This window comes from Burkholderia latens, from assembly GCF_902499045.1.
Taxonomy (GTDB): Bacteria; Pseudomonadota; Gammaproteobacteria; order Burkholderiales; family Burkholderiaceae; genus Burkholderia; species Burkholderia latens.
In genome coordinates, this window is sequence record NZ_CABVPL010000052.1 from 1 (window position 1) to 19,592 (window position 19,592).

A 19,592-nucleotide genomic window follows, 5' to 3' on the forward strand; every position below is an offset into this window, starting at 1 on the left:
ACCGCGGCCACCGCCGTCGGGCGCGCGAGCGGCTCGGCCGAGGCCGTGACCGGATCGGGTTGCACGCGCTCACCGTCGACGGACGCGGACGGCACGGCCTCGGCCGCCTGCGCGCGTGGAGCGGGCAGGCAGCGGGTCGCGGGCACCGCGCTCAGGTGCCGGTGGCCGGCCGCGGTGAACGCGTCGCAGATCGCGCGAAACCACGCGCGATCGACGACGGCCAGCACGCGGCGGCCGTCGGGCAGCGCGACCGGGTCGAGCGCGACATGGCAGCCGAGCGGATCCTGGATCAGTTGATCCTCGACGATGTTGGGCAGCGCCTGGCGCAGCTTCGGCCCCTTGAGCGGCGGCACGGTCGCGGCCAGCAGCAGCACGTCGCGCGCGGCGACGATCAGCAGCGTCGCATTCGCGCGCGGCAGCAGCGCGAGCGCGGCACGGCCCGCGCGCTGCACCTGGCCGGCCTTGTCCACGAGTGTGAACGGCAGCTCGGGCCACTGCCATTCCTGCAATGGCACGGCCGGCTCGCGCGGCGGCAAAGAAACAATCAGCGTGCTCAAGAGCTCCTCTCCCGAATGGCGTCGTTATAGCTGGTCGCGGATGCGCACGATCCGCGTCGAATGCGTGGTCGGATCACGATACACGAGCGAAGTCCGGTCCACCTCCGCGCGATCGTGCTGGATCCGGCCATGCACGATGAAATAACTGGAATTGACGTCGACGAGGCTCGAGTCGATCGTCACGTTCGGCGCGCCGGCGCCGCGCAGCGCGAGCTGCACGTCGCCGACGTTGCGGAAAAACACGGTCTCGCGGCGCGACACGAGCGCCTGCGCGGACGACACGCTCATCCCCGGCACCAGCGCCGCGATCACCTCGGCCGGCGCGGTGTTCATGTTCACCGGCGTCGTGGTCGGCAGCACGGTGACGAACGGGCGCAGCCGCGCGACCATTTCGGGCGTCACGCCGTCGACGTCGAGCAGGCTGTCGACGCTCGTCATCACGAGCGGCGCGGGCCCGCGATCGCCGTCGGACATCCCCGGCTCGTCGGTGAAATTGCCGGTCATGTCGCCGCCGGGCACCGGCGCGGTCGCGGCCGTCCCGGCGCCGGGCAGCGTCGGCGTCTGGAAACGCGTCGCCGAATGCATCAGGCCCGCACGCATGTGCAGCGCGATCCGCTTCGCGAACGCACCGTCGTAGCCGAGCGTCGCCAGCAGCCGCTGGAACACCTGCAGCTGCATCGCGTTGAGCTGCAGCACGCCGGGCGCCGGCGACGACACGAGATTGCGCAGGTTGTACTTCGCCTGTGCGTCCTCGATCGATCCGGAGATGTAGGTGTCTTCGCCGCCGTTGTCGTTCGGCGCGCCGATCCGGCCGAGGAAGTCCGACAGCTTCGTCTTCGCGATCGGCACGGCCCAGATGCCGCCGAGATACGTGATGCCGGGCGCCGTGTCGCCTTCGGAGCGCAGGATCATGCGCGTCCAGTCCAGCGCGCCGCGCGCGACCCACTGCGCCTGCGCGATCACGCGCTGGTTCTCGATGCGGCGGATCTGCACCTGCTGGCGCCACAGCATCCCCGCTACGAGGATCGCCGACAGCGCGACGACGAGCAGCGCGGTGATGATCGCCGCGCCGCGCTCGCGGCGGGCGGGGGCGAGCGCGCGTGCAGCGCCGCGGGCGGCAATCCGGGAACGATGAAGGCGCGCGCGCATCGTCATTCCCCGACGAGGAAGATGCGCGTGACGGGCACGCGCAGCGACGTCGCGCCGATGCTGACCTGAAGCCCCGTCACCGCGCGCGCGGGCGGCGCATTGCCGATCTGCGGCACCTTCAGCGCATCGTTGTTCTGCGACAGCGCGTCGTTGGCCGCCTGCAGGTTCGTGGTCCAGCCGACGCGCGGCACGTACAGCTTCGCGTCGATCGCGCCGACGCCGCCCATCAGCGCGACCCAGCTCCAGCCGTCGACGCCGCTGTCCTTCAGCACGTCGCGCAGGCGGTTCGCGTCGTCGAGCGGCGGCGACGCATAGCGGACGACGCGCCCGCCGGCGATCCGGTAGCGGATCACCTGCAGCCGCGGCGCGGCACCCGGCACGTCGAGTTCGCGGACGATCTGCAGCGTGTTGCCGGCGACGCCGATCGCAGGCTGGCCGGCTTCGTCGTCGGTCGCGGCGAGGCGCGCGTCGATGCGCATCTGGTCGAACATCTGCGCGAACACGCGCTCGTCTTCCATCGCGGACGCGACCTTGTCGCGGCCGCGCATGATCTGGTCGAGCCCGCGCCACGACAGGATCGCGACCACCGCGAGGATCGCGATCGCGATCATCAGCTCGATCAGCGTGAAGCCCCGCGCACGGCGCGAACGGACCGAACGCGCGGGCCGGCGCCGCGGCGGCGCGTCAGAGCGGACGGCTCGTTTCATTCGCGACCACCGTCACCATTTGCGCGAGCACGCCGGCGCGCCCCGGCATGCTCACCGACACCTGCACGCGCCGGAACACCGGGTTCGGCGTCGTGCTCACGCGCTGCGTGCACACGAGCTGCACGTTGCCCTGCGAACAGTCGAAGCTCTGCTCGCCGACCTCCGGCCACGCATGCGTGAGGCGCAGCTGCGTGAGCGCGTTGTCGGCGCTCCAGCCGGCGAGCAGCCGGCGATGGAGATCGGACGCATTGGTCGCCATCGTGCCGACCGCGCGGATCGACGCGGCGAGCGCGACCGCGATGATCGCGAGCGCGACGAGCACCTCGATCATCGTGAAGCCTCGGGAAGAAGCAGCCGGAAAGGGCATGCGACGACGCATCGTCATTGCACCTCGTAGCGGCCGTTGCCGGTCCCGACGATCGTCGCGCTGCCGACCGCCGAATGCAGCGTCACGCGCACCGGCGTGTCGATGCTTTCGGTGCCGAACACGACGCGGCTCGCACGCGTGTCGGACCCCGGATAATCGATGTCGGCGCCGGTGACGCCGCCGTCCCAGTCGCGCGGGCGCAGCAGGTCGTCGCGCAGCATGCGCCAGCCGTCGGGCGAGCTCACCTCGAAACGGAAACCGTGCGCGGTCGGCAGCCATGCGATCGGGCGCGCGCGCACCTGCGCTTCGTCGCCGGCCGTCTCGAACAGCAGCGCGATGCGCTGCGCTTCCTCGCGCAGGTCGGTGCGCGGATTGCGCGTCAGCGACAGCGACGCGAGCGACACCAGCAACCCCGCGATCACAAGCACGACCAGCATCTCGAGCAGCGTGAATCCGCGCGCACGCGCGTGCGCCGCGGTCGCGGCCGCCGCGCGCTGCACGCGGTGGTCGCGGACGTCGCGGCGAGCGCGAGCGGTACGAAGAGGCGTGCGAGGGGCGGGCATGAAGTGCCGAACGGGAAGGACGCCGGGCCGGTCAGCGCGCGCTTACTGCCACGATCCGATGTCGGAATCGTTGCTCTCGCCGCCTTCCTTGCCGTCGGCGCCGTAGCTGAACACGTCGATCTCGCCGTGCACGCCCGGGTTCAGGTACTTGTACGCGTTGCCCCACGGATCGTTCGGCAGGCGCTCGAGATAGCCGCCGTCCTTCCAGTTGTTCGGGATCGGATCGGTGGTCGGCTTCTGGATCAGCGCGTTCAGGCCCTGTTCCTGGGTCGGATAGCGGCCATTGTCGAGACGGTACAGCTTGAGCGCCTGCATGATCGTGCCGATGTCCTGCTTCGCGGCGATGCGGCGCGCCTCGTCGGGCCGGCTCATGATCTTCGGCACGATCAGTGCCGCGAGGATCCCGAGGATCGCGACCACCACCATGATCTCGATCAGCGTGAAACCGCGCTGACGGCGCACGGCCGCATTACGGCGAGTGATCCACGTTTGCATGACTGACTACCTCTTTCCAAAAAATGTCGTCGATTGAGTGACGCACCCTGCGGATCGCGGCATGCGTGCCTGACGGCAAGCTTCCGATACCCCGGGCGCGGAGCACGCATTGTAAGGCGCGCATTGCCGAGGGCTTTCACCCAACGCAAATTTCATATTGATCCGTACAATAGCGCGCATGAACGCGCTCTCGATCCGGATCCTCTCCCTTGCCCTCTTCGCGGGTTTGTGCGCGACGGCCACCTACTGGGTCGTCACGCTGTCCGCCCGCGAGGCGCCGCTGCCCGCCGCCGCCGCGCGGCTGCCGATCCGCACCGAGGACGCCGCCGCGCTCTTCGGCGGACAGCTCGACAAGAATCCCGTTCAGGACATCCACCTGTTCGGCATTCTCGCGCTCGATCATGGCGGCGCCGCGATCGTCGGCATCGGCGGCGAACCGCCGCGCGCCGTGTCGCTCGGCGCGGAGCTCACGCCCGGCGCGAAGCTCGCCGAAGTCCGCAGCCGCTCGATCGTCGTCGATCGCAACGGCGCCCGCGCCGAAGTCCAGCTCCCCGCCAACACGCCGTCCCCGGCGATCTACATGCGTTGAACGGTGGCGGCCTGACCGGCGCTCGGGCCGTCACTGCACCATGTTGTTCAGCTCGATGATCGGCAGCATCACGGCCAGCACGATCACGAGCACGATCCCGCCCATCGCGAGGATCAGCAGCGGCTCGAGCAGGCTCGTCAGGAACATCGTGCGCCGCTCGAGTTCGCGCGCCTCGCCTTCGGCCGCGCGATCGAGCATCGTCGTCACGTCGCCCGTCGCTTCGCCGGAACGGATCAGGTGCACGAGCACCGGCGGAAACGTCTTCACGTTGTTCAGCGCGCGCGACAGCGCGGAGCCTTCGCGCACGCGCACGATCGCATCGTCGATGTTCGCGCGCATCGCGCGGTTCGACAGCGTCTCGCCGGCCGCCTGCAACGCGCGCAGGATCGGCACGCCTGCCGCGGTCAGAATGCCGAGCGTGCTCGCGAAGCGCACCGTGTTGTAGCCGCGCACCAGCTTGCCCGCGAGCGGCGCGGTCAGCAGCCAGCGGTCGAACGCAAGCCTCGGCCCGGCGCGCGACAGCGTCGCCTTCACGAACCACACGACGAGCGCGACCGCGATCACGATCGCCCACCACCAGTGCCGCACGAACTCCGACAGCGCCATCATCACCACCGTCAGCAGCGGCAGCTGCTGCTTCGTGCTCGCGAACACGTTGACGACCTGCGGCACCACGTAGCTCAGCAGGAACGTGACGATGCCGAACGCAATCAGCGTGACGATGCCCGGATACGTGAACGCGAGCAGGATCTTCTGCTTCAGCGCGTTGCTCTGTTCAATGTAGTCGGCGAGGCGCGACAGCACGATCCCGAGCTTGCCGGTGTGCTCGCCGGCCGCGACGAGCGCGCGGTAGATCTCCGGAAAGTCGCGCGGATGCTGGCCCAGCGCATTCGCGAGCGAATGGCCGCCGAGCACTTCCGCGCGGATCGCGGCCATCAACTCGCGGATGTAGTCGCGCTCGGCCTGCTCGGTGAGCACGCCGAGCGCCTCGTCGAGCGGGAGCCCCGCGATCAGCAGGCTCGCGAGCTGGCGCGTGAGGATCGCCTGCTCGCGCTGCGACAGCTTGCGGCCGAACGCAAGACGCTGCGAACGCGCGCCGCGGCCCGCGCTCGCGGCCGGTTCGACGACGAGCGGCGTGAGCCCCTGCGTGCGCAGCTGGCCGCGCGCGGCGCGCGCGCTGTCGGCGTCGACCACGCCCTTCTGCGCGCGCCCCGCCGAATCGATCGCTTCGAAACGGAATGCCGGCATCGCGCTATGCGCCTCCCGTCACGCGCAGCACTTCCTCGAGCGACGTCGCGCCGGCGGCGAGCCAGCGCTCGGCGTCGTCGCGCAGCGTGCGCATCCCTTGCGCGCGCCCCGCGGCGAGAATTTCCGCATCGGCCGCGTTGCGGTGGATCAGCGAGCGGATCGAATCGTCGATCACCAGCAGCTCGTACACGCCGCGCCGGCCCGCATAGCCGGAATGTCCGCACTTCGCACAGCCGACCGGATGCCATACGGTGCGGCCGTCTTCATGCCGCTCCTCCTTGCAGACCGGGCAGAGCTGACGCACCAGGCGCTGCGCGAGCACGCCGAGCAGCGACGACGCGAGCAGGTACGGCTCGACGCCCATGTCGGTCAGACGCGTGACGGCCGACGCGGCGTCGTTCGTGTGCAGCGTCGCGAGCACGAGGTGGCCGGTCAGCGACGCCTGCACCGCGATCTGCGCGGTTTCGAGGTCGCGGATTTCGCCGATCATGATCACGTCCGGATCCTGACGCAGGATCGAGCGCAGCGCACGGGCAAAGGTCATCCCGATCCGCTCGTTCACCTGCGTCTGGCCGATGCCGGACAGGTCGTATTCGATCGGATCCTCGACCGTCATGATGTTGGTGGTCGCCGTTTCGAGCCGCGACATCGACGCGTACAGCGTCGTCGTCTTGCCCGAGCCGGTCGGGCCCGTCACCAGCACGATCCCGTGCGGGCGGCCGATCAGCTTGTCGAACTGCGCGAGCGTGTCGCGGCCCATCCCGAGCGCTTCGAGGTTCAGCCGCTGCGCGTCCTTTTCCAGCAGACGCAGCACCGCGCGCTCGCCGTGTCCGGTCGGCAGCGTCGACACGCGCACGTCGACCGGCCGGCCGCCGACGCGCAGCGTGATGCGGCCGTCCTGCGGCAGGCGCTTCTCGGCGATGTCGAGCTGCGCCATGATCTTGATCCGCGAAATCAGCGCGCCGTGCAGCGCCTTTTTCGGACGCACGACGTCGCGCAGCGTGCCGTCGACGCGAAAGCGCACGACCGACGCATTTTCGAACGGCTCGATGTGAATGTCCGATGCCTGCTCGCGCGCCGCTTGCGTGAGCAGCGCGTTGATCATCCGGATGATCGGCGCGTCGTCTTCCGACTCGAGCAGATCCTCGACTTCGGGAATGTCCTGCATCAGCCGCGACAGGTCGACTTCGCCCTCGACCTCGCCGACGATCTGCGCGGCGCTGCCGTCCTGGCGCGCATACGCATGGTTGATCGCCTGCGCGAGCTCGTCGGCCGGCACGCGATGCACGGAGATCGAGCCGAAGTTGCGTGCGATTTCGGCGAGCGCCGCGTCGTTCGTGCGTTCGCTGATCCACACCTCGAGCGTGTCGTCGAGCTGATGCGCGATCAGCACCTGGCCGCTCTTCGCGAAGCCGTACGGCAGCAGGCGCGCGGCGAGCGGCGACGGCGGCTGCCGTTCGCCCGGCGCGCCGTCTGGGGCGGAAGAGGCGAGCACGTCGCTCACTGCGCGGCTCCCGGCGTGGCGGTCAGCGGTTGCTGCGGCACCGGCCGCTGCGGCACGCTCTGCGGCTGCACGGGCGTCTGCTCCGGCAGCGGCTGCGCCGGGACCGGCACCACCTGGCGCTGCGCCTGCTGGCGGCGCATCTTGTCGAGGTCGAACAGGTTGCCCGCGGGCGTGCCGCCCTGGCTCGGGCCGATCGGCATCGGCGGGACGACCGGATCGTCCTTGTCGCGCATCACGTTGTTGTCGGACTTGTACGCGCCCGTCACGCCCTGGATGTAGTCGTAGCGGTTCGCGGTGACTTCCTGCGCGACGTTGCGATCGGTGATGATCACCGGGCGCAGGAACACCATCAGGTTCGTCTTCGCGCGCTGTTTCGTTTCCGAGCGGAACAGCTGGCCGATCCACGGGATGTCGCCGAGCAGCGGCACCTTGCTGTTCGACACCTGGTAGTTGTCCTGCATCAGGCCGCCGAGCACGATGATCTCGCCGTTGTCGGCCAGGATCGTCGACTGGATCGAGCGCTTCGTGAAGGTCGGGCCCGTCTGCGCGCTCGTCGTGCCGGCGACGACCGCCGAATCCTCGGTATAGAGCTGCAGCTTCAGGATCCCGCCGTCGGTGATCTGCGGCTTCACGTGCAGCGTCAGGCCGACGTCGCGGCGGTCGTACGTGTTGAACGCATTGCTCGTCGTGCCGCTCGTCAGGTTCGAATACGAGCCGGTCGCGATCGGCACGTTCTGGCCGACGACGATCTTCGCTTCCTCGTTGTCGAGCGTGATCAGGTTCGGCGTCGACAGCACGTTCGCGTCGCTCACGCCGGAGAAGTACTGCAGCAGCGCGCCGAGCCCCTGCACGCCGAACATGTTGTGCAGCCAGCCGATGTTCAGGCCCTGCGTCAGCGTGCCGAGATTGGCGGCCAGCCCGGCGCTCGTGGAGCCCGAAGTGCCCGCCGTCAGGTTGACGATGCTGTTGCCGAGGCCCGACGTCGGGTTCAGGTTCGTGCCGCCGAGGAACTGGCCGCTCGCGACCTGCCACTGGATGCCGAGGTTGCCTTGCGTCGTCGAGTTCAGCTCGACGATCAGCGCTTCGATGTAGACCTGCGCGCGCCGCGCGTCGAGCTGGTCGATCACCGAACGCAGGTTCCGGTAGACGGGGTCGGGCGCGGTGATGATCAGCGAGTTGGTCGCCGCATCGGCCTGGATCATCCCGCCCGGCTGGTTGTCGTCGCCCTTGTCCTTGTCGCCGCCGAGCAGGCCGCCGCTGCCCATACCGCCACCGGACGACGAGCCGCCGCCGTACGAAGACGAAGACGAGCCGCCGAGGCCGCCGGACGGCAGCGGCGGGGTGCCCGACGTGCCGGTCGAGAAGTTGCCGGCCGACGACGAGCCGCCGTTCTGGTTGAAGCTGTTCGCATCGTTGGACGTCGCCGACGAGCCGCTGTCGTTGCCGCCCTTGCCGAGCATCCCGCGCAGCGTCTTCGCGAGCTTCACCGCGTCGGCGTTGCGCAGCGGCACGACGTGCATGTTGCCGGGCACCGCGCTCGGCGCGTCGAGCTGCTGCGCGAGCCGCTTCGCGGCGGCGAGGCGCGCGCCGCTCGACGCGCGCAGCATCAGCGAGTTCGTGCGCGGATCGGCCGTGACGGACACCTTCAGCGTCGCGTCGCTGTTGCCGATCGCGCCCGGGTCGAGCATCTTCTGCATCTGCGCGGCGAGGTCGATCGCGTTCGCGTTGCGCAGCGGCACGACCTGCACCTGCGCGCCCGCGGCGCTGTCGACGCCCGCGATGATCTGCGCGATGCGGCGCACGTTGTCCGCGTAGTCGGTAACGACGATCGTATTGTTCGCCGGGTACGCAGTGACCGTGTTGTTCGGCGAGATGAGCGGCCGCAGCACCGGCAGCAGGTTGTTCGCCGATTCGTTGTGCAGCTCGAACACCTGCGTGATCACCTGGTCGCCGCGCGCCTGCGGCGCGTTGCCGACGTAGGTCGGCACGCCCTGCAGCTTCGCGTCGGCTTCGGGCACGACCTTCAGCACGCCATGGTCCTGCACGAGCGCGAAGCCCTGCATGCGCAGCGCCGACTGCAGCGTCTTCAGCGCCTGGCTTTCCGGCACCGGCCGTTCGGCCACGAGATTGAGCTGCCCCTTCACGCGCGGGTCGACGATGATGGTCTTGCCGGTTGCGGCGCCGATCGCCTTGGCGACCTGGTCGATGTCCGCATTGACGAAATTGAGCGTCACCTGAGCGTAGGCGGCCTGCGAGACGATGATGCCCGCGACGATCAGAGTCGTGGCGACGCGCCGCATAACGAAGCGATTTCTTGTCATGGATGAATGGGTCGATGCCGGCTCAGGCCACTTCCGGCGGTAGTGCTGGGATCCAAGTCCGAAAGAGGCGACATTAGCAGTTTTTCATGTCCGAAATATCACATTGATCCGAGGACTGTCTCACATACGACATCTATTCCGGATGTCGTATGCAATATGTAAGTTTTCCGCGCCGTATCGGCATTCCGGCCATCGCCGTCTTTTTTGCGATGAATCGGCCGGGAAATGCGGTATAAACGGGCTGCCGCCTTACCGCCTGTCGCGACGCGACGGACTGTCGGTATGATACGGGCGGCGCGTTTCCAGTCGTACGAATCATGGACACGGGTTTTCCCGACCCGTGCGTCATTTCCTTATCGTTTTCGCACCATGAAAAGACGGTTCGCTTCGTTTGCGTTGATTGCCGCCGGCGTGTGGTTCGCCTGCGGAAACGCTCGCGCGGATTGTTTCGACGAGGCGGCGCGATATCAGAAGGTCAATCCGCTGATCCTGCGCGCGATCGCGTGGCAGGAATCGCGCAATCGCCCCGATGCGCTGAACAAGAATACGAACGGCTCCGTCGATTACGGGCTGATGCAGATCAACTCGATCCATCTGCCGACACTGTCGCGCTACGGCATCGGCCGCGATACGCTGATGGAGCCGTGCAAGAACGTCTATATCGCCGCGTGGCATCTGCGCCAGAAGATGAATCGCTACGGCAACACGTGGCAGGCCGTCGGCGCCTATCATTCGGAAACGCCGTCGCTGCGCGACAAGTACGCGCGGCAGATCGCCGGAATCCTGTCGCAATGGAAGCTGCTGCCGCCCGAGCAATGACGGCGCGCCGCAACGCGGGCTGACGCCGGGCCGCTCGGCCCGCGCGCGTTTGATGCACAATGCGGGTCTCACGCCGCGATTTCGACGGGCCCCGGGCGACCGGCTCCGGGCCGATCGTGCCCCGCGAGGGCGCCGCGGCAGCTTTTTCCTCTTTCCGTTGGTGCAAATCGTTATGAATCCGGCAATGAACCAGCCGTTGCCCGTCACCGTGCTGTCCGGTTTCCTCGGCGCCGGCAAGACCACGCTGCTCAATCACATCCTCGCGAACCGTGCAGGCCTGAAGGTCGCCGTGATCGTCAACGACCTCGCGGCGGTCAACATCGACGCGTCCGTCGTGCGCGATGCGCAGGCGCTGTCGCACGTCGAGGAGCGTCTCGTCGAGATGTCGAACGGCTGCATCTGCTGCACGCTGCGCGACGATCTGCTCGTCGAGATCCGCAATCTCGCCGCGGACGGCCGCTTCGATGCGATCGTGATCGAGTCGACCGGCATCGCCGAGCCGATGCCGATCGCCGAAACGTTCACGTTCGTCGACGACGACGGCGCGTCGCTGTCGAGCGTCGCGCGGCTCGACACGCTCGTCACCGTGGTCGACGCATACAACTTCCTGCGCGACTACGGTTCCGACGATGCGCTCGCGGCGCGCGGCATTGCCGCGTCGGACGAAGACGATCGCACGCTCGTCGAACTGCTGATCGAGCAGATCGAATTCTGCGACGTGCTGGTGATCAACAAGGCCGACCTCGTCGCGGCCGACGACCTCGCGCGGCTGCAGCACATCCTCGCGCGGCTCAACCCGCGCGCGCACCAGGTCGTGTCGACGTTCGGCAACGTGCCGCTCGACGAAGTGCTGAACACCGGCCGCTTCGATTTCGACGAAGCCGCGAACGCGCCGGGCTGGCTCGCGTCGCTCGATCACGATCGCACGCATTGCGACGATCCCGACTGCCACGATCCGCATCATGCGCACGTGCATGGCGAAGCCGACGAATTCGGCATCGGCAATTTCGTTTACCGTGCGCGCCGGCCGTTTCACCCGGCAAGGCTGTGGGCGCTGCTGCACCAGGAATGGCCGGGCGTGCTGCGCAGCAAAGGTTTCTTCTGGCTCGCGACGCGCAACGACATCGCGGGATCGCTGTCGCAGGCGGGCGGCGTGTGCCGGCATGGGCCGGCCGGCCTCTGGTGGGCCGCGCAGGATCGCGCGGAATGGCCGGAAGACGACGAACTGCTCGCCGAAATTCGCACGGAGTGGCAGGGCGAGCTCGACGACCGCTCGATCGGCGATCGCCGTCAGGAACTCGTGCTGATCGGCATCGGGCTCGATGCCGACGCATGGCGCGCGAGACTCGACGCGTGCCTGCTCACCGACGCGGAATTCGCGCTCGGTGCCGCGCAGTGGAGCGCGTTCGACGATCCGTTCCCGGCGTGGGACGTGGATGCGCACGACGACGACCCCGACGCGCAGATCGTTCACGCGTAATACTCGGTAAAAACCGGCGGCGAAACGCAACCGTTAAATCTTGAAAGAGCGGCGCGGACTGTGGCGAAAATGCCGCGCGCGCGCAACAAAAAACCCGCCGAAAGGCGGGTTTTTTCCTGGAACAGGCGCTGAATTAACGCTTGTTGACGGCGTCCTTGAACGCCTTGCCAGCCGTGAACTTGACCGTCTTGGCTGCCGGGATCTTGATGGTTTCGCCGGTCTTCGGGTTGCGGCCCGTACGTGCTGCGCGCTTGCCCGAACCGAAGCTGCCGAAGCCGATCAGCTGAACCGCATCACCCTTCGACACGGCTTTCTTGATGACTTCGAGCAGCGTGTCCAGCGTTTCGCCGGTTTGAGCCTTGCTGGCGCCCGTTTGGGCGGCGACGGCGTCGATCAGTTCCTGTTTGTTCATTAAGGTTCCTTTTTCAGGTTAGGTTTGACACGAACAGCGCGAACGCGCCGATTATACGTGCGCGAACCGTGCCGTCGAGAGTCGGACTCCGATGGCACAGCGCCGAATCCTGGCCCGCGCGACGCGCCGTCCGGCTTGGCCGGCGGCCACCCCGCGGTACGGCGTTGCTATGATAGCGCAGCGCAAACCCAATAACGACAAGGGTTTCAAAGATTTTCATCGGTATTTCGCCGAATGAATCGCCGATTGCCCGTTTTTTGACCTGCGCCAACCGGGCAGGATACGCAGCCGGGTCGATCCGCGCGCCACGTCGTTGGTTTTTGCCAACGGCGCGCCGGACGCCTCCGCGCAAACCCTTGCCACGCTTGGCTGCCACGTTTTTTGTTTCGCATGCCCGACCGACTTGTACCGGCCACGCTCGCGTTTCGCGACGACGGCACCCTCATCTCGCCCGAGTACGGCGACATCTATCACAACGTCGCGGGCGCGCTCGCGCAGGCCAACTACGCGTTCATCGCCGGCAACACGCTGCCGGCGCGCTGGCAGGGCCGCCGCACGTTCACGATCGTCGAGACGGGGTTCGGCACCGGCACCAACTTCCTCGCGACGTGGGCCGCGTGGCGCGACGATCCCGCGCGCTGCGAGCGGCTGCATTTCGTGTCGTTCGAGAAGCATCCGTTCTCGCGCGACGACCTGCGTACCGCGCTTTCGCACATCGTTGCGAACACAACCATATCGGCCGAGGCCGCGATGCTGGCCGACGCGTGGCCCACGCCCGTGCCGGGTTTTCATCGCGTCGAATTCGACGGCGGCCGGGTCGTGCTCACGCTCGCACTGGGCGATGCGTGCGAGATGCTGCCGAAGCTGGTCGCACGCGCCGACGCGTTTTATCTGGACGGTTTCGCGCCGGCGAAAAACCCCGACCTCTGGTCGGCCGACGTGTTCCGCGCCCTTGCACGCGTCGCCGCCGAAGACGCGACGTTCGCGACGTATTCGAGTGCCGGCGTCGTGAAACAGGCGCTTGTCGACGCCGGTTTCACGTATCGCAAGATCGCCGGCCTGGGCGGCAAGTTCGCGATGCTCGTCGGCGAATATGCGCCGCGCTGGCGGATGCGCCGGCACGAACCGCCGCGCGCGTTGCCGGTTGCCACGCGCGACGCGATCGTGATCGGCGCCGGCCTGGCCGGTTGCGCGGTCGCCGAACGGCTCGCCGCACGCGGCTGGAACGTCACGCTGATCGAACGGCACGAACGCATCGCGCGCGAAGCGTCCGGCAACCCAGCCGGTGTATTTCACCCGTTGATGACGCGCGACGACAACGTCGCGAGCCGTCTCACGCGCAGCGGTTTCCTGCATGCGCTCGCACGCTGGCGTGCGCTCGAAGCGGCCGGCCATGCATTTGCGCGCAGCACGCACGGGATGATTCATCTCGCGGAATCGGCGGACGATTTCGCGCGGATGCGCGATGCGTTCGACGCGCTCGGCGCACCGGCCGACTATGTCGCGCTGCTCGACGAGGGCGCGGCCCGTGCCCATCTGAACCTGCCGGTTGCGCACGGCGGCCTGCTGTTTCCGCACGGCGGCGCCGTCTGGCCGGCCGGCCTCTGCGCCGCGCAAGTCGCAGCCGCGGGCGACCGCGTGAAACTGCTGACAGGCACCGCCGTCGAGCGGCTCGAACGCGACGGGGATACCTGGCGCGCGATCGATGCGACCGGCGCCACGCTCGCCGAAGCACCAGTCGTCGTGCTCGCGAACGCGGGCGACGCGGTGCGTCTGGCCGGCCTGCGGCATGTCGCGCTGCAACCGGTGCGCGGCCAGCTCACGCTGCTGCCGGCCGGCAGCACGGCGCCGCTGCCGTGCCCCGCGATCGGCGACGGCTATGCGGTACCGCTCGACGACGGCACGCTGCTGATCGGTGCGACGTTCGAGCCCGACGACGTCGATCCGGCGATGCGCACCGCCGGACATATCGAAAATATCGAACGCGTGCGCCGCCTGCTGCCCGGCCTGATCGGCACGCTGCCGGACGTCGCGACGCTGCGCGGCCGCGTCGCGTTTCGCTGGGTCGTCGCCGATCGCGTGCCGGTGATCGGCGCGCTCGCCGACGAAGCGCAGGCCGTCGCCAATGCGCGCGCGCTGAGCGGTGCGAAGGCGCGCGACCTGCCGCGCACCGCGGGCCTCTACGGCGCGTTCGGCTACGGGTCGCGCGGCCTCGTGTGGGCAGCGCTCGGCGCTGAACTGATCGCGTCGCAACTCGAAGGCGAACCGTTGCCGCTCGAGCGCGATCTAGTCGATGCCGTCGATCCGGCGCGGTTCCTGATCCGCGCGCTGCGCGGCCGCCGGATCGGCTGATCCGGTTCGCCGAATCCTCACAGTTTTCCGATTTTTCCGCGCAAGGTTATCCACGGGATGCTGTGGATAACTGCGCGGAATCCGCGCGCACTTCGTGTGCAATCACAGTGGACGTAAACTGGGCAACTCGGCACAGCTGTGAAGCGGCCCGAAAGTTGCTCAACTCGAACCGCTGTGAGCAAACAGGCTGTGCAATGCGTTATGGCTGCGCCAACGCATTGATCTTGCTGCGTAAACCCAAGTTATCCACAGAACTGTGCGCGCCTTGTTAACTTCTACTACGTATATATACAGATAAACCTTTGAAACCAAAGACCTGCGGTGCCTCACAGCACCGCGAGTCGATTCGGTCGGTTCCGGAGCGAAAAAGCTGTGGCACAATCGGTTTCCTTCGCGTTCGTTCGGCCATGCGCCGGACATGCTTCAATGGAACGGTCGGCACGATTTCGAATCTGAGTCTTCGAGACTGCGCAGTCCGTTCACACACCAGGCCGACAATCCAGATCGGCAACCTGAGCGACAGTCCGCCGGATGGCGGAAAAGGCGGATCCCATGTCCCGCCGTCGTCGAGCACAACAATCACATTCGGGGCGATACCCAGCCGGCGCGCATCTCATTTCTGACGCTTGAACCCGCGCCGCTGGCGATTGCTTCCAAAGGAGAAGTCACCACGATGAAGTCGGCGTTCTCATTCCTGCCCAACTGGCCGCTTGCGCCGGATGCCGTGTTCTGGGCCGGCCTCGCGTTGTTCGCGGCCGGTTTGTGCGGCGAGCTGTGCTATCGCGCATGGCGGTTGCCGCGCATCACCGGCTATGCGGTGATCGGTCTGATTGCCGGGTCGTTCGGATTCGGCGTGATCGATGCGAGCACCGACGAAACCTCGCGGCTCCTGATCGACGTCGCGCTCGGCCTGCTGCTGTTCGAGCTCGGCAGCCGACTCGACCTGAAGTGGATTCGCCGCAATCCGTGGCTGATCGCATCGAGCCTCGCGGAGGCCACGCTCACGTTCGTGCTCGTGCTGTTCGTGATGCTCGCGCTCGGCGTGTCGGGCATGGTCGCGCTCGTGCTGTCGGCGATCGCGATCGCGACGTCGCCGTCGATGGTGATCCAGCTGAAGACCGAACTGCGCGCGGAAGGGCAGGTGTCGCAGCGCCTGATCACGCTCACCGCGCTGAACAGCGTGTACGCGATCGTGCTGACCAAGCTCGTCACGAGCTGGCTCCATCAGGAGGCGTACGGGAACGTTTTCGCGACGATCCTGCAGCCGGTCTACCTGATCGCCGGCTCGTTCATCGTCGCGTATCTGGTCGCGCGGGCCTGCAATTACCTGTTCCGCCACATGACCGCGACGATGCGCGACGAGCATTCGTTCGTCGCGCTGTTCGGGCTCGTGATGCTCGCGATCGCCGTCGCGCAGGCGCTGAAGCTGTCGACGCTGCTCACGCTGCTGCTCGCCGGCATCATCGTGAAGAATCTCGAAGCGCGTCCGCAGCTGTGGCCCGAGCATTTCGGCACGGCCGGCTGGCTGCTGACGGTCACGCTGTTCGTGCTGACGCTCACGTCGTTCACGTGGGGCGACATCGCGCTCGGCGGCCTGCTCGCGATCGCGCTGATCGTCACGCGGCTTGCCGCGAAGCTGGCCGGCGTCGTCGTGTTCGCGAAACCGAGCGGGCTCGGGATGAAGCAGGGCGTCGCGCTCGGCATCGCGCTCACGCCAATGTCAGCGCTGTCGTACCTGCTCGTCGACGACACCTACCAGCTTTATCCGAATTTCGACCCGCATCTGCGCGCGATCGTGATGTGCACGATCGTGATCCTGCAGCTCGTCAGCCCGTTCGTGGTCTACCGCTGCCTGTCGGCGGTCAGCGAACGCAGCGACAGAAACTGATTCCGGAACCTGCCATGGCACTCGAAACCTTCGTCAATTCCGAACCGTTCACGTTCGGCGTCGAACTGGAGATCCAGGTCGTCAACACGCACAACTACGACCTGACCAAAGCGGCGTCCGACCTGATGCGCCTGATTCAGGGCGAGACTTTCCCCGGCAACATCACGCCGGAAATCACCGAGAGCATGATCGAGCTGTCGACCGGCATCTGCCATTCGCACGAGCAGGCGCTGGCGGAGCTGCATGCGATCCGCGACGTGCTCGTGAAGGCGGCCGACCAGCTCAACGTCGGGCTCGGCGGCGGCGGCACGCACGCGTTCCAGCAGTGGAGCGACCGGCAGATCTACGACGCGCCGCGCTTCCAGTACATCTCCGAGCTGTACGGCTATCTCGCGAAGCAGTTCACCGTGTTCGGCCAGCACGTGCACATCGGCTGTCCCGATCCGGACAGCGCGCTGTTCCTGCTGCACTCGATGTCGCGCTTCATTCCGCACTTCATCGCGCTGTCCGCGTCGTCGCCGTTCGTGCAGAACGTGGACACGGGCTTTCATTCGGCGCGTCTGAACTCGGTGTTCGCGTTCCCGCTGTCGGGCCGCGCGCCGTTCGTGCTGACCTGGGACAGCTTCGAGGAGTACTTCACGAAGATGGTCAACACGGGTGTCGTCAACTCGATGAAGGACTTCTACTGGGACATCCGGCCGAAGCCCGGCTACGGGACGATCGAGGTGCGCGTGATGGACACGCCGCTGTCGGTCGACCGCGCGGCCGCGATCGCGTGCTACATCCAGACGCTCGCGCGCTATCTGCTCACCGACCGGCCGCTGAAGCTGTCGGAAGACGACTATCTCGTCTACACATTCAACCGTTTCGAAGCGTGCCGCTTCGGGCTCGAGGGCACCTGCGTCAATCCTCAGACAGGTGAGCGCCGCACGATCGCGGAAGACATCCTCGACACGCTGGACCGCATCGCGCCGCATGCGGCCGCGCTCGGCTCGCGCGCGGCGCTCGACGAGATCGGTGCGCTCGCGAAGGCGCGCGTGAACGACGCATCGTGGTTGAGAACGGTTTTCAAACAGGAAAAATCGCTGAACGAGACGGTGCGCCAGCAGTGTCTGCGCTGGCGTGAATGAAAAAATGTTTTGCAGATTACGGGCTCGACCGCGCGGCGATTCGCTGAACCGCGGCCGGCGCCGATGGCCGCGCGCCACGTCGCCAGTCATCCTGAAAATCTGTGGATAACCGGACATTCCGCTGAAAAGTCAACGCTCTGCGGGGCGGATAACCCGGTGGACACACGTGCTCGCGACGCTGGCCGATTCGAACGGGAAAATGTTTTCGCGTGCCGCGGCGGTGCCGGCGGAGATCGCCGGCACAACGAAAAAATGCGGTTATCCAGCGATTTTCCACAGAACGAAGGGGATAACTTAGCTGTGCGATTTTCCGCTCTCGCTTAGAATGTCGGCTTTGCGGACACCGGAACGACGTGTGTCTCACCGGTCGCCGCGAACGCGACCGCCGCGTGTGCCTCGCGACGGCCGTGTCGACGCTCTTCAATGGGCGTCTGTTTTGAGATAGACATTCGATCTCCACACTACGGCCGCTCGGCGATCCGGGCGGCGGCAAAGCGAAAAGACTATGAGCGAAGGCGTTTACGGGAATCAGGCTTCGGGACGTGTGACCCACAGCTTGCTGCGGTTGAGTACGGCCATGCGAAGCCAGGCATGGGATTGGGCGGAAGGCGCAGGCCTCACGCCGACGCAGGGCGAGATCCTCGTGCTGCTGCTGCAACGCAAGGGCCCGATGCGGCTCGGCGAGATCGCGCGCGAGACGCAGCTCACCGCTGCGACCACCAGCGACGCGGTGAGCACGCTCGAGACGAAGGGGCTCGTCGAGAAGCGCCGTGCGCTGGACGATGGCCGCGCGCTCGCCGTGCGCCTGTCGGCCCGCGGCCGTACCGCGGCGAAGAAAGCGCTGCAGTGGCCTGAATTCCTGACGACGGCGGTCGGCAAGCTCGGCGCGGACGAGCAGGGCACGCTGTACCGCGCATTGCTGAAGACGCTGCGCGAACTGCAGGTGGCCGGTGCGACGCCGCCGCAGCGCATGTGCCTCACGTGCACGTACTTCCAGCCGGGCAAGCCGTCGAAGAAGACGGTACATCACTGCGCGACGCTCGACCTCGGCATGTCCGACAGCGATTTGCGTCTCGATTGTTCGGTGCACGAAGAAGCCGACGCGGCGACGCAAAAGAAGACCTGGAAGATTTTCGCCGGCTGACGTCCGTCGATCGACCGGGAGGCCGATGATGAACGCTGAAGTCGTGGCGATCCGCCACGTGCATTTCGAGGACCTCGGCAGCTTCGAGCAGGTGCTCGGTGCGCGCGGACGGCGCGTCCGCTATGTCGACGTCGGTTCGTCGCGCGTCGAGGTGCTCGATGCGCTGCAGCCGTCGCTGCTCGTCGTGCTCGGCGGGCCGCTCAGCGTGTACGACGATGCGCAGTATCCGTCGATCGCGCCGCTCGCGGCGCTCGTTCGTCAGCGCATCGATGCAGCGTTGCCGATCCTCGGCATCTGCCTCGGTGCGCAGTTCATCGCCCGTGCGCTCGGCGCGCGCGTGTATCCGGCGGCCCAAAAGGAACTCGGCTGGGCGCCGCTTACGCTCACCGACGCGGGCCGCGCGTCGCCGATGCGTCATCTCGACGGCGCCGCGACGTCGATGCTGCACTGGCACGGCGATACGTTCGACCTTCCCGGCGGCGCAATCCATCTTGCTTCGACACCGGCGTGTCGGCACCAGGCCTTCGCGTGGGGACAGCACGTGCTCGCGCTGCAATGCCATCCGGAAATCCGCACCGACTGCTTCGAACCCTGGCTGATCGGCAATGCCGGCGAAATCGCGTCCACGCCCGGCATCGACGCGTGCCGGCTGCGTGCGGATACCATTCAGCACGGCCCCGTGCTCGAGACTGCCGCACGGCGCATGTTCGCGGAGTGGCTCGACAGCGTCGGGCTTTGACTCCGCGCGCGCGACACATCGCGTAATCATTCTGCGCAGATGCCGACCGGTGCAGCGCTGCTGCTGCTGCATGCCGCGCCGTCAGATCGCCAGCGCGACCGGGGGCGCACGCCGGCTCCTGCCTGACC

The 19,592-nt window shown here is 67.2% G+C and carries 19 protein-coding genes; 8 read left to right on the forward strand and 11 right to left on the reverse strand.

Annotated features, from left to right (window positions below):
- The 6 genes from gspL to gspG form a co-directional block, all read right to left on the reverse strand.
- A partial coding sequence (gene gspL / locus BSE24067_RS26545) for a type II secretion system protein GspL (RefSeq protein WP_254600364.1) occupies positions 1-557 on the reverse strand: 557 nt, incomplete at its 3' end.
- A gap of 24 nt (positions 558-581) precedes the next feature.
- The gene (gene gspK, locus BSE24067_RS26550; protein WP_151064902.1) at positions 582-1,706 is read right to left on the reverse strand and encodes a type II secretion system minor pseudopilin GspK; all 1,125 of its coding nucleotides are present in this window, start codon (positions 1,704-1,706) and stop codon (positions 582-584) included.
- A gap of 2 nt (positions 1,707-1,708) precedes the next feature.
- Complete coding sequence (locus BSE24067_RS26555; RefSeq protein ID WP_151064903.1) at positions 1,709-2,413, reverse strand: PulJ/GspJ family protein; 705 nt, start codon at positions 2,411-2,413, stop codon at positions 1,709-1,711.
- Positions 2,391-2,798 (reverse strand): type II secretion system minor pseudopilin GspI, encoded by a 408-nt coding sequence (gene gspI / locus BSE24067_RS26560; RefSeq protein ID WP_151064904.1) that lies wholly within the window; start codon positions 2,796-2,798, stop codon positions 2,391-2,393. The genes BSE24067_RS26555 and gspI overlap by 23 nt, the downstream gene beginning before the upstream one ends.
- Entirely contained in the window at positions 2,795-3,343 is a 549-nt protein-coding gene (locus BSE24067_RS26565; protein WP_151064905.1) for a GspH/FimT family pseudopilin, read from the reverse strand. The genes gspI and BSE24067_RS26565 overlap by 4 nt, the downstream gene beginning before the upstream one ends.
- Before the next feature lie 42 nt (positions 3,344-3,385).
- Positions 3,386-3,838 carry a type II secretion system major pseudopilin GspG gene (gene gspG, locus BSE24067_RS26570; RefSeq protein WP_151064906.1) on the reverse strand — a complete coding sequence of 151 codons (453 nt, stop codon included), beginning with the start codon at positions 3,836-3,838 and terminating at the stop codon, positions 3,386-3,388.
- Positions 3,839-4,016: 178 nt separating this feature from the next.
- Here gspG and BSE24067_RS26575 point away from each other — a divergent pair, with 178 nt between their 5' ends.
- Positions 4,017-4,427 (forward strand): general secretion pathway protein GspC, encoded by a 411-nt coding sequence (locus BSE24067_RS26575; protein WP_151064907.1) that lies wholly within the window; start codon positions 4,017-4,019, stop codon positions 4,425-4,427.
- A gap of 30 nt (positions 4,428-4,457) precedes the next feature.
- Here BSE24067_RS26575 and gspF read toward each other — a convergent pair whose 3' ends face one another.
- The 3 genes from gspF to gspD are packed head-to-tail and all read right to left on the reverse strand — an operon-like array spanning position 4,458 to position 9,500.
- Positions 4,458-5,675, reverse strand: a complete 1,218-nt coding sequence (gene gspF / locus BSE24067_RS26580; RefSeq protein WP_151064908.1) for a type II secretion system inner membrane protein GspF — start codon at positions 5,673-5,675, stop codon at positions 4,458-4,460.
- Between the two features lie 4 nt (positions 5,676-5,679).
- Complete coding sequence (gspE, locus tag BSE24067_RS26585; protein WP_151064909.1) at positions 5,680-7,179, reverse strand: type II secretion system ATPase GspE; 1,500 nt, start codon at positions 7,177-7,179, stop codon at positions 5,680-5,682.
- Positions 7,176-9,500, reverse strand: coding sequence for a type II secretion system secretin GspD (gspD, locus tag BSE24067_RS26590; protein ID WP_151064910.1), 2,325 nt, complete (start codon positions 9,498-9,500; stop codon positions 7,176-7,178). Before gspD ends, gspE begins: the two co-directional genes overlap by 4 nt.
- Positions 9,501-9,869: 369 nt before the next feature.
- On the opposite strand from gspD, the gene BSE24067_RS26595 reads away from it, so the two are divergent.
- Positions 9,870-10,319 (forward strand): lytic transglycosylase domain-containing protein, encoded by a 450-nt coding sequence (locus BSE24067_RS26595; protein ID WP_151064911.1) that lies wholly within the window; start codon positions 9,870-9,872, stop codon positions 10,317-10,319.
- 172 nt (positions 10,320-10,491) lie between these two features.
- On the forward strand, positions 10,492-11,799 hold the full coding sequence (locus BSE24067_RS26600) for a GTP-binding protein (protein WP_151064912.1): 1,308 nt from the start codon (positions 10,492-10,494) through the stop codon (positions 11,797-11,799).
- A gap of 133 nt (positions 11,800-11,932) precedes the next feature.
- On the opposite strand, the gene BSE24067_RS26605 is transcribed toward BSE24067_RS26600, so the two are convergent.
- Both BSE24067_RS26605 and BSE24067_RS26610 read right to left on the reverse strand, forming a co-directional pair.
- Positions 11,933-12,211, reverse strand: coding sequence for an HU family DNA-binding protein (locus BSE24067_RS26605; protein WP_006401505.1), 279 nt, complete (start codon positions 12,209-12,211; stop codon positions 11,933-11,935).
- Between the two features lie 13 nt (positions 12,212-12,224).
- Positions 12,225-12,587, reverse strand: a complete 363-nt coding sequence (locus BSE24067_RS26610) for a hypothetical protein (RefSeq protein WP_151064913.1) — start codon at positions 12,585-12,587, stop codon at positions 12,225-12,227.
- Positions 12,588-12,601: 14 nt separating this feature from the next.
- On the opposite strand from BSE24067_RS26610, the gene mnmC reads away from it, so the two are divergent.
- The 5 genes from mnmC to BSE24067_RS26635 all read left to right on the forward strand — a co-directional run bounded on the left by mnmC (position 12,602) and on the right by BSE24067_RS26635 (position 19,464).
- Positions 12,602-14,563, forward strand: coding sequence for a bifunctional tRNA (5-methylaminomethyl-2-thiouridine)(34)-methyltransferase MnmC2/FAD-dependent 5-carboxymethylaminomethyl-2-thiouridine(34) oxidoreductase MnmC1 (gene mnmC, locus BSE24067_RS26615; protein WP_151064914.1), 1,962 nt, complete (start codon positions 12,602-12,604; stop codon positions 14,561-14,563).
- A gap of 673 nt (positions 14,564-15,236) precedes the next feature.
- Positions 15,237-16,451, forward strand: a complete 1,215-nt coding sequence (locus tag BSE24067_RS26620) for a cation:proton antiporter (RefSeq protein ID WP_040142724.1) — start codon at positions 15,237-15,239, stop codon at positions 16,449-16,451.
- 14 nt (positions 16,452-16,465) lie between these two features.
- The gene (locus BSE24067_RS26625; RefSeq protein WP_151064917.1) at positions 16,466-17,581 is read left to right on the forward strand and encodes a YbdK family carboxylate-amine ligase; all 1,116 of its coding nucleotides are present in this window, start codon (positions 16,466-16,468) and stop codon (positions 17,579-17,581) included.
- A gap of 505 nt (positions 17,582-18,086) precedes the next feature.
- Positions 18,087-18,725: a MarR family winged helix-turn-helix transcriptional regulator gene (locus tag BSE24067_RS26630; protein ID WP_151064918.1), complete on the forward strand. Its 639-nt coding sequence runs from the start codon at positions 18,087-18,089 to the stop codon at positions 18,723-18,725.
- Positions 18,726-18,753: 28 nt separating this feature from the next.
- Positions 18,754-19,464, forward strand: a complete 711-nt coding sequence (locus BSE24067_RS26635; protein WP_151064919.1) for a glutamine amidotransferase — start codon at positions 18,754-18,756, stop codon at positions 19,462-19,464.
- Positions 19,465-19,592: the final 128 nt, after the last annotated feature.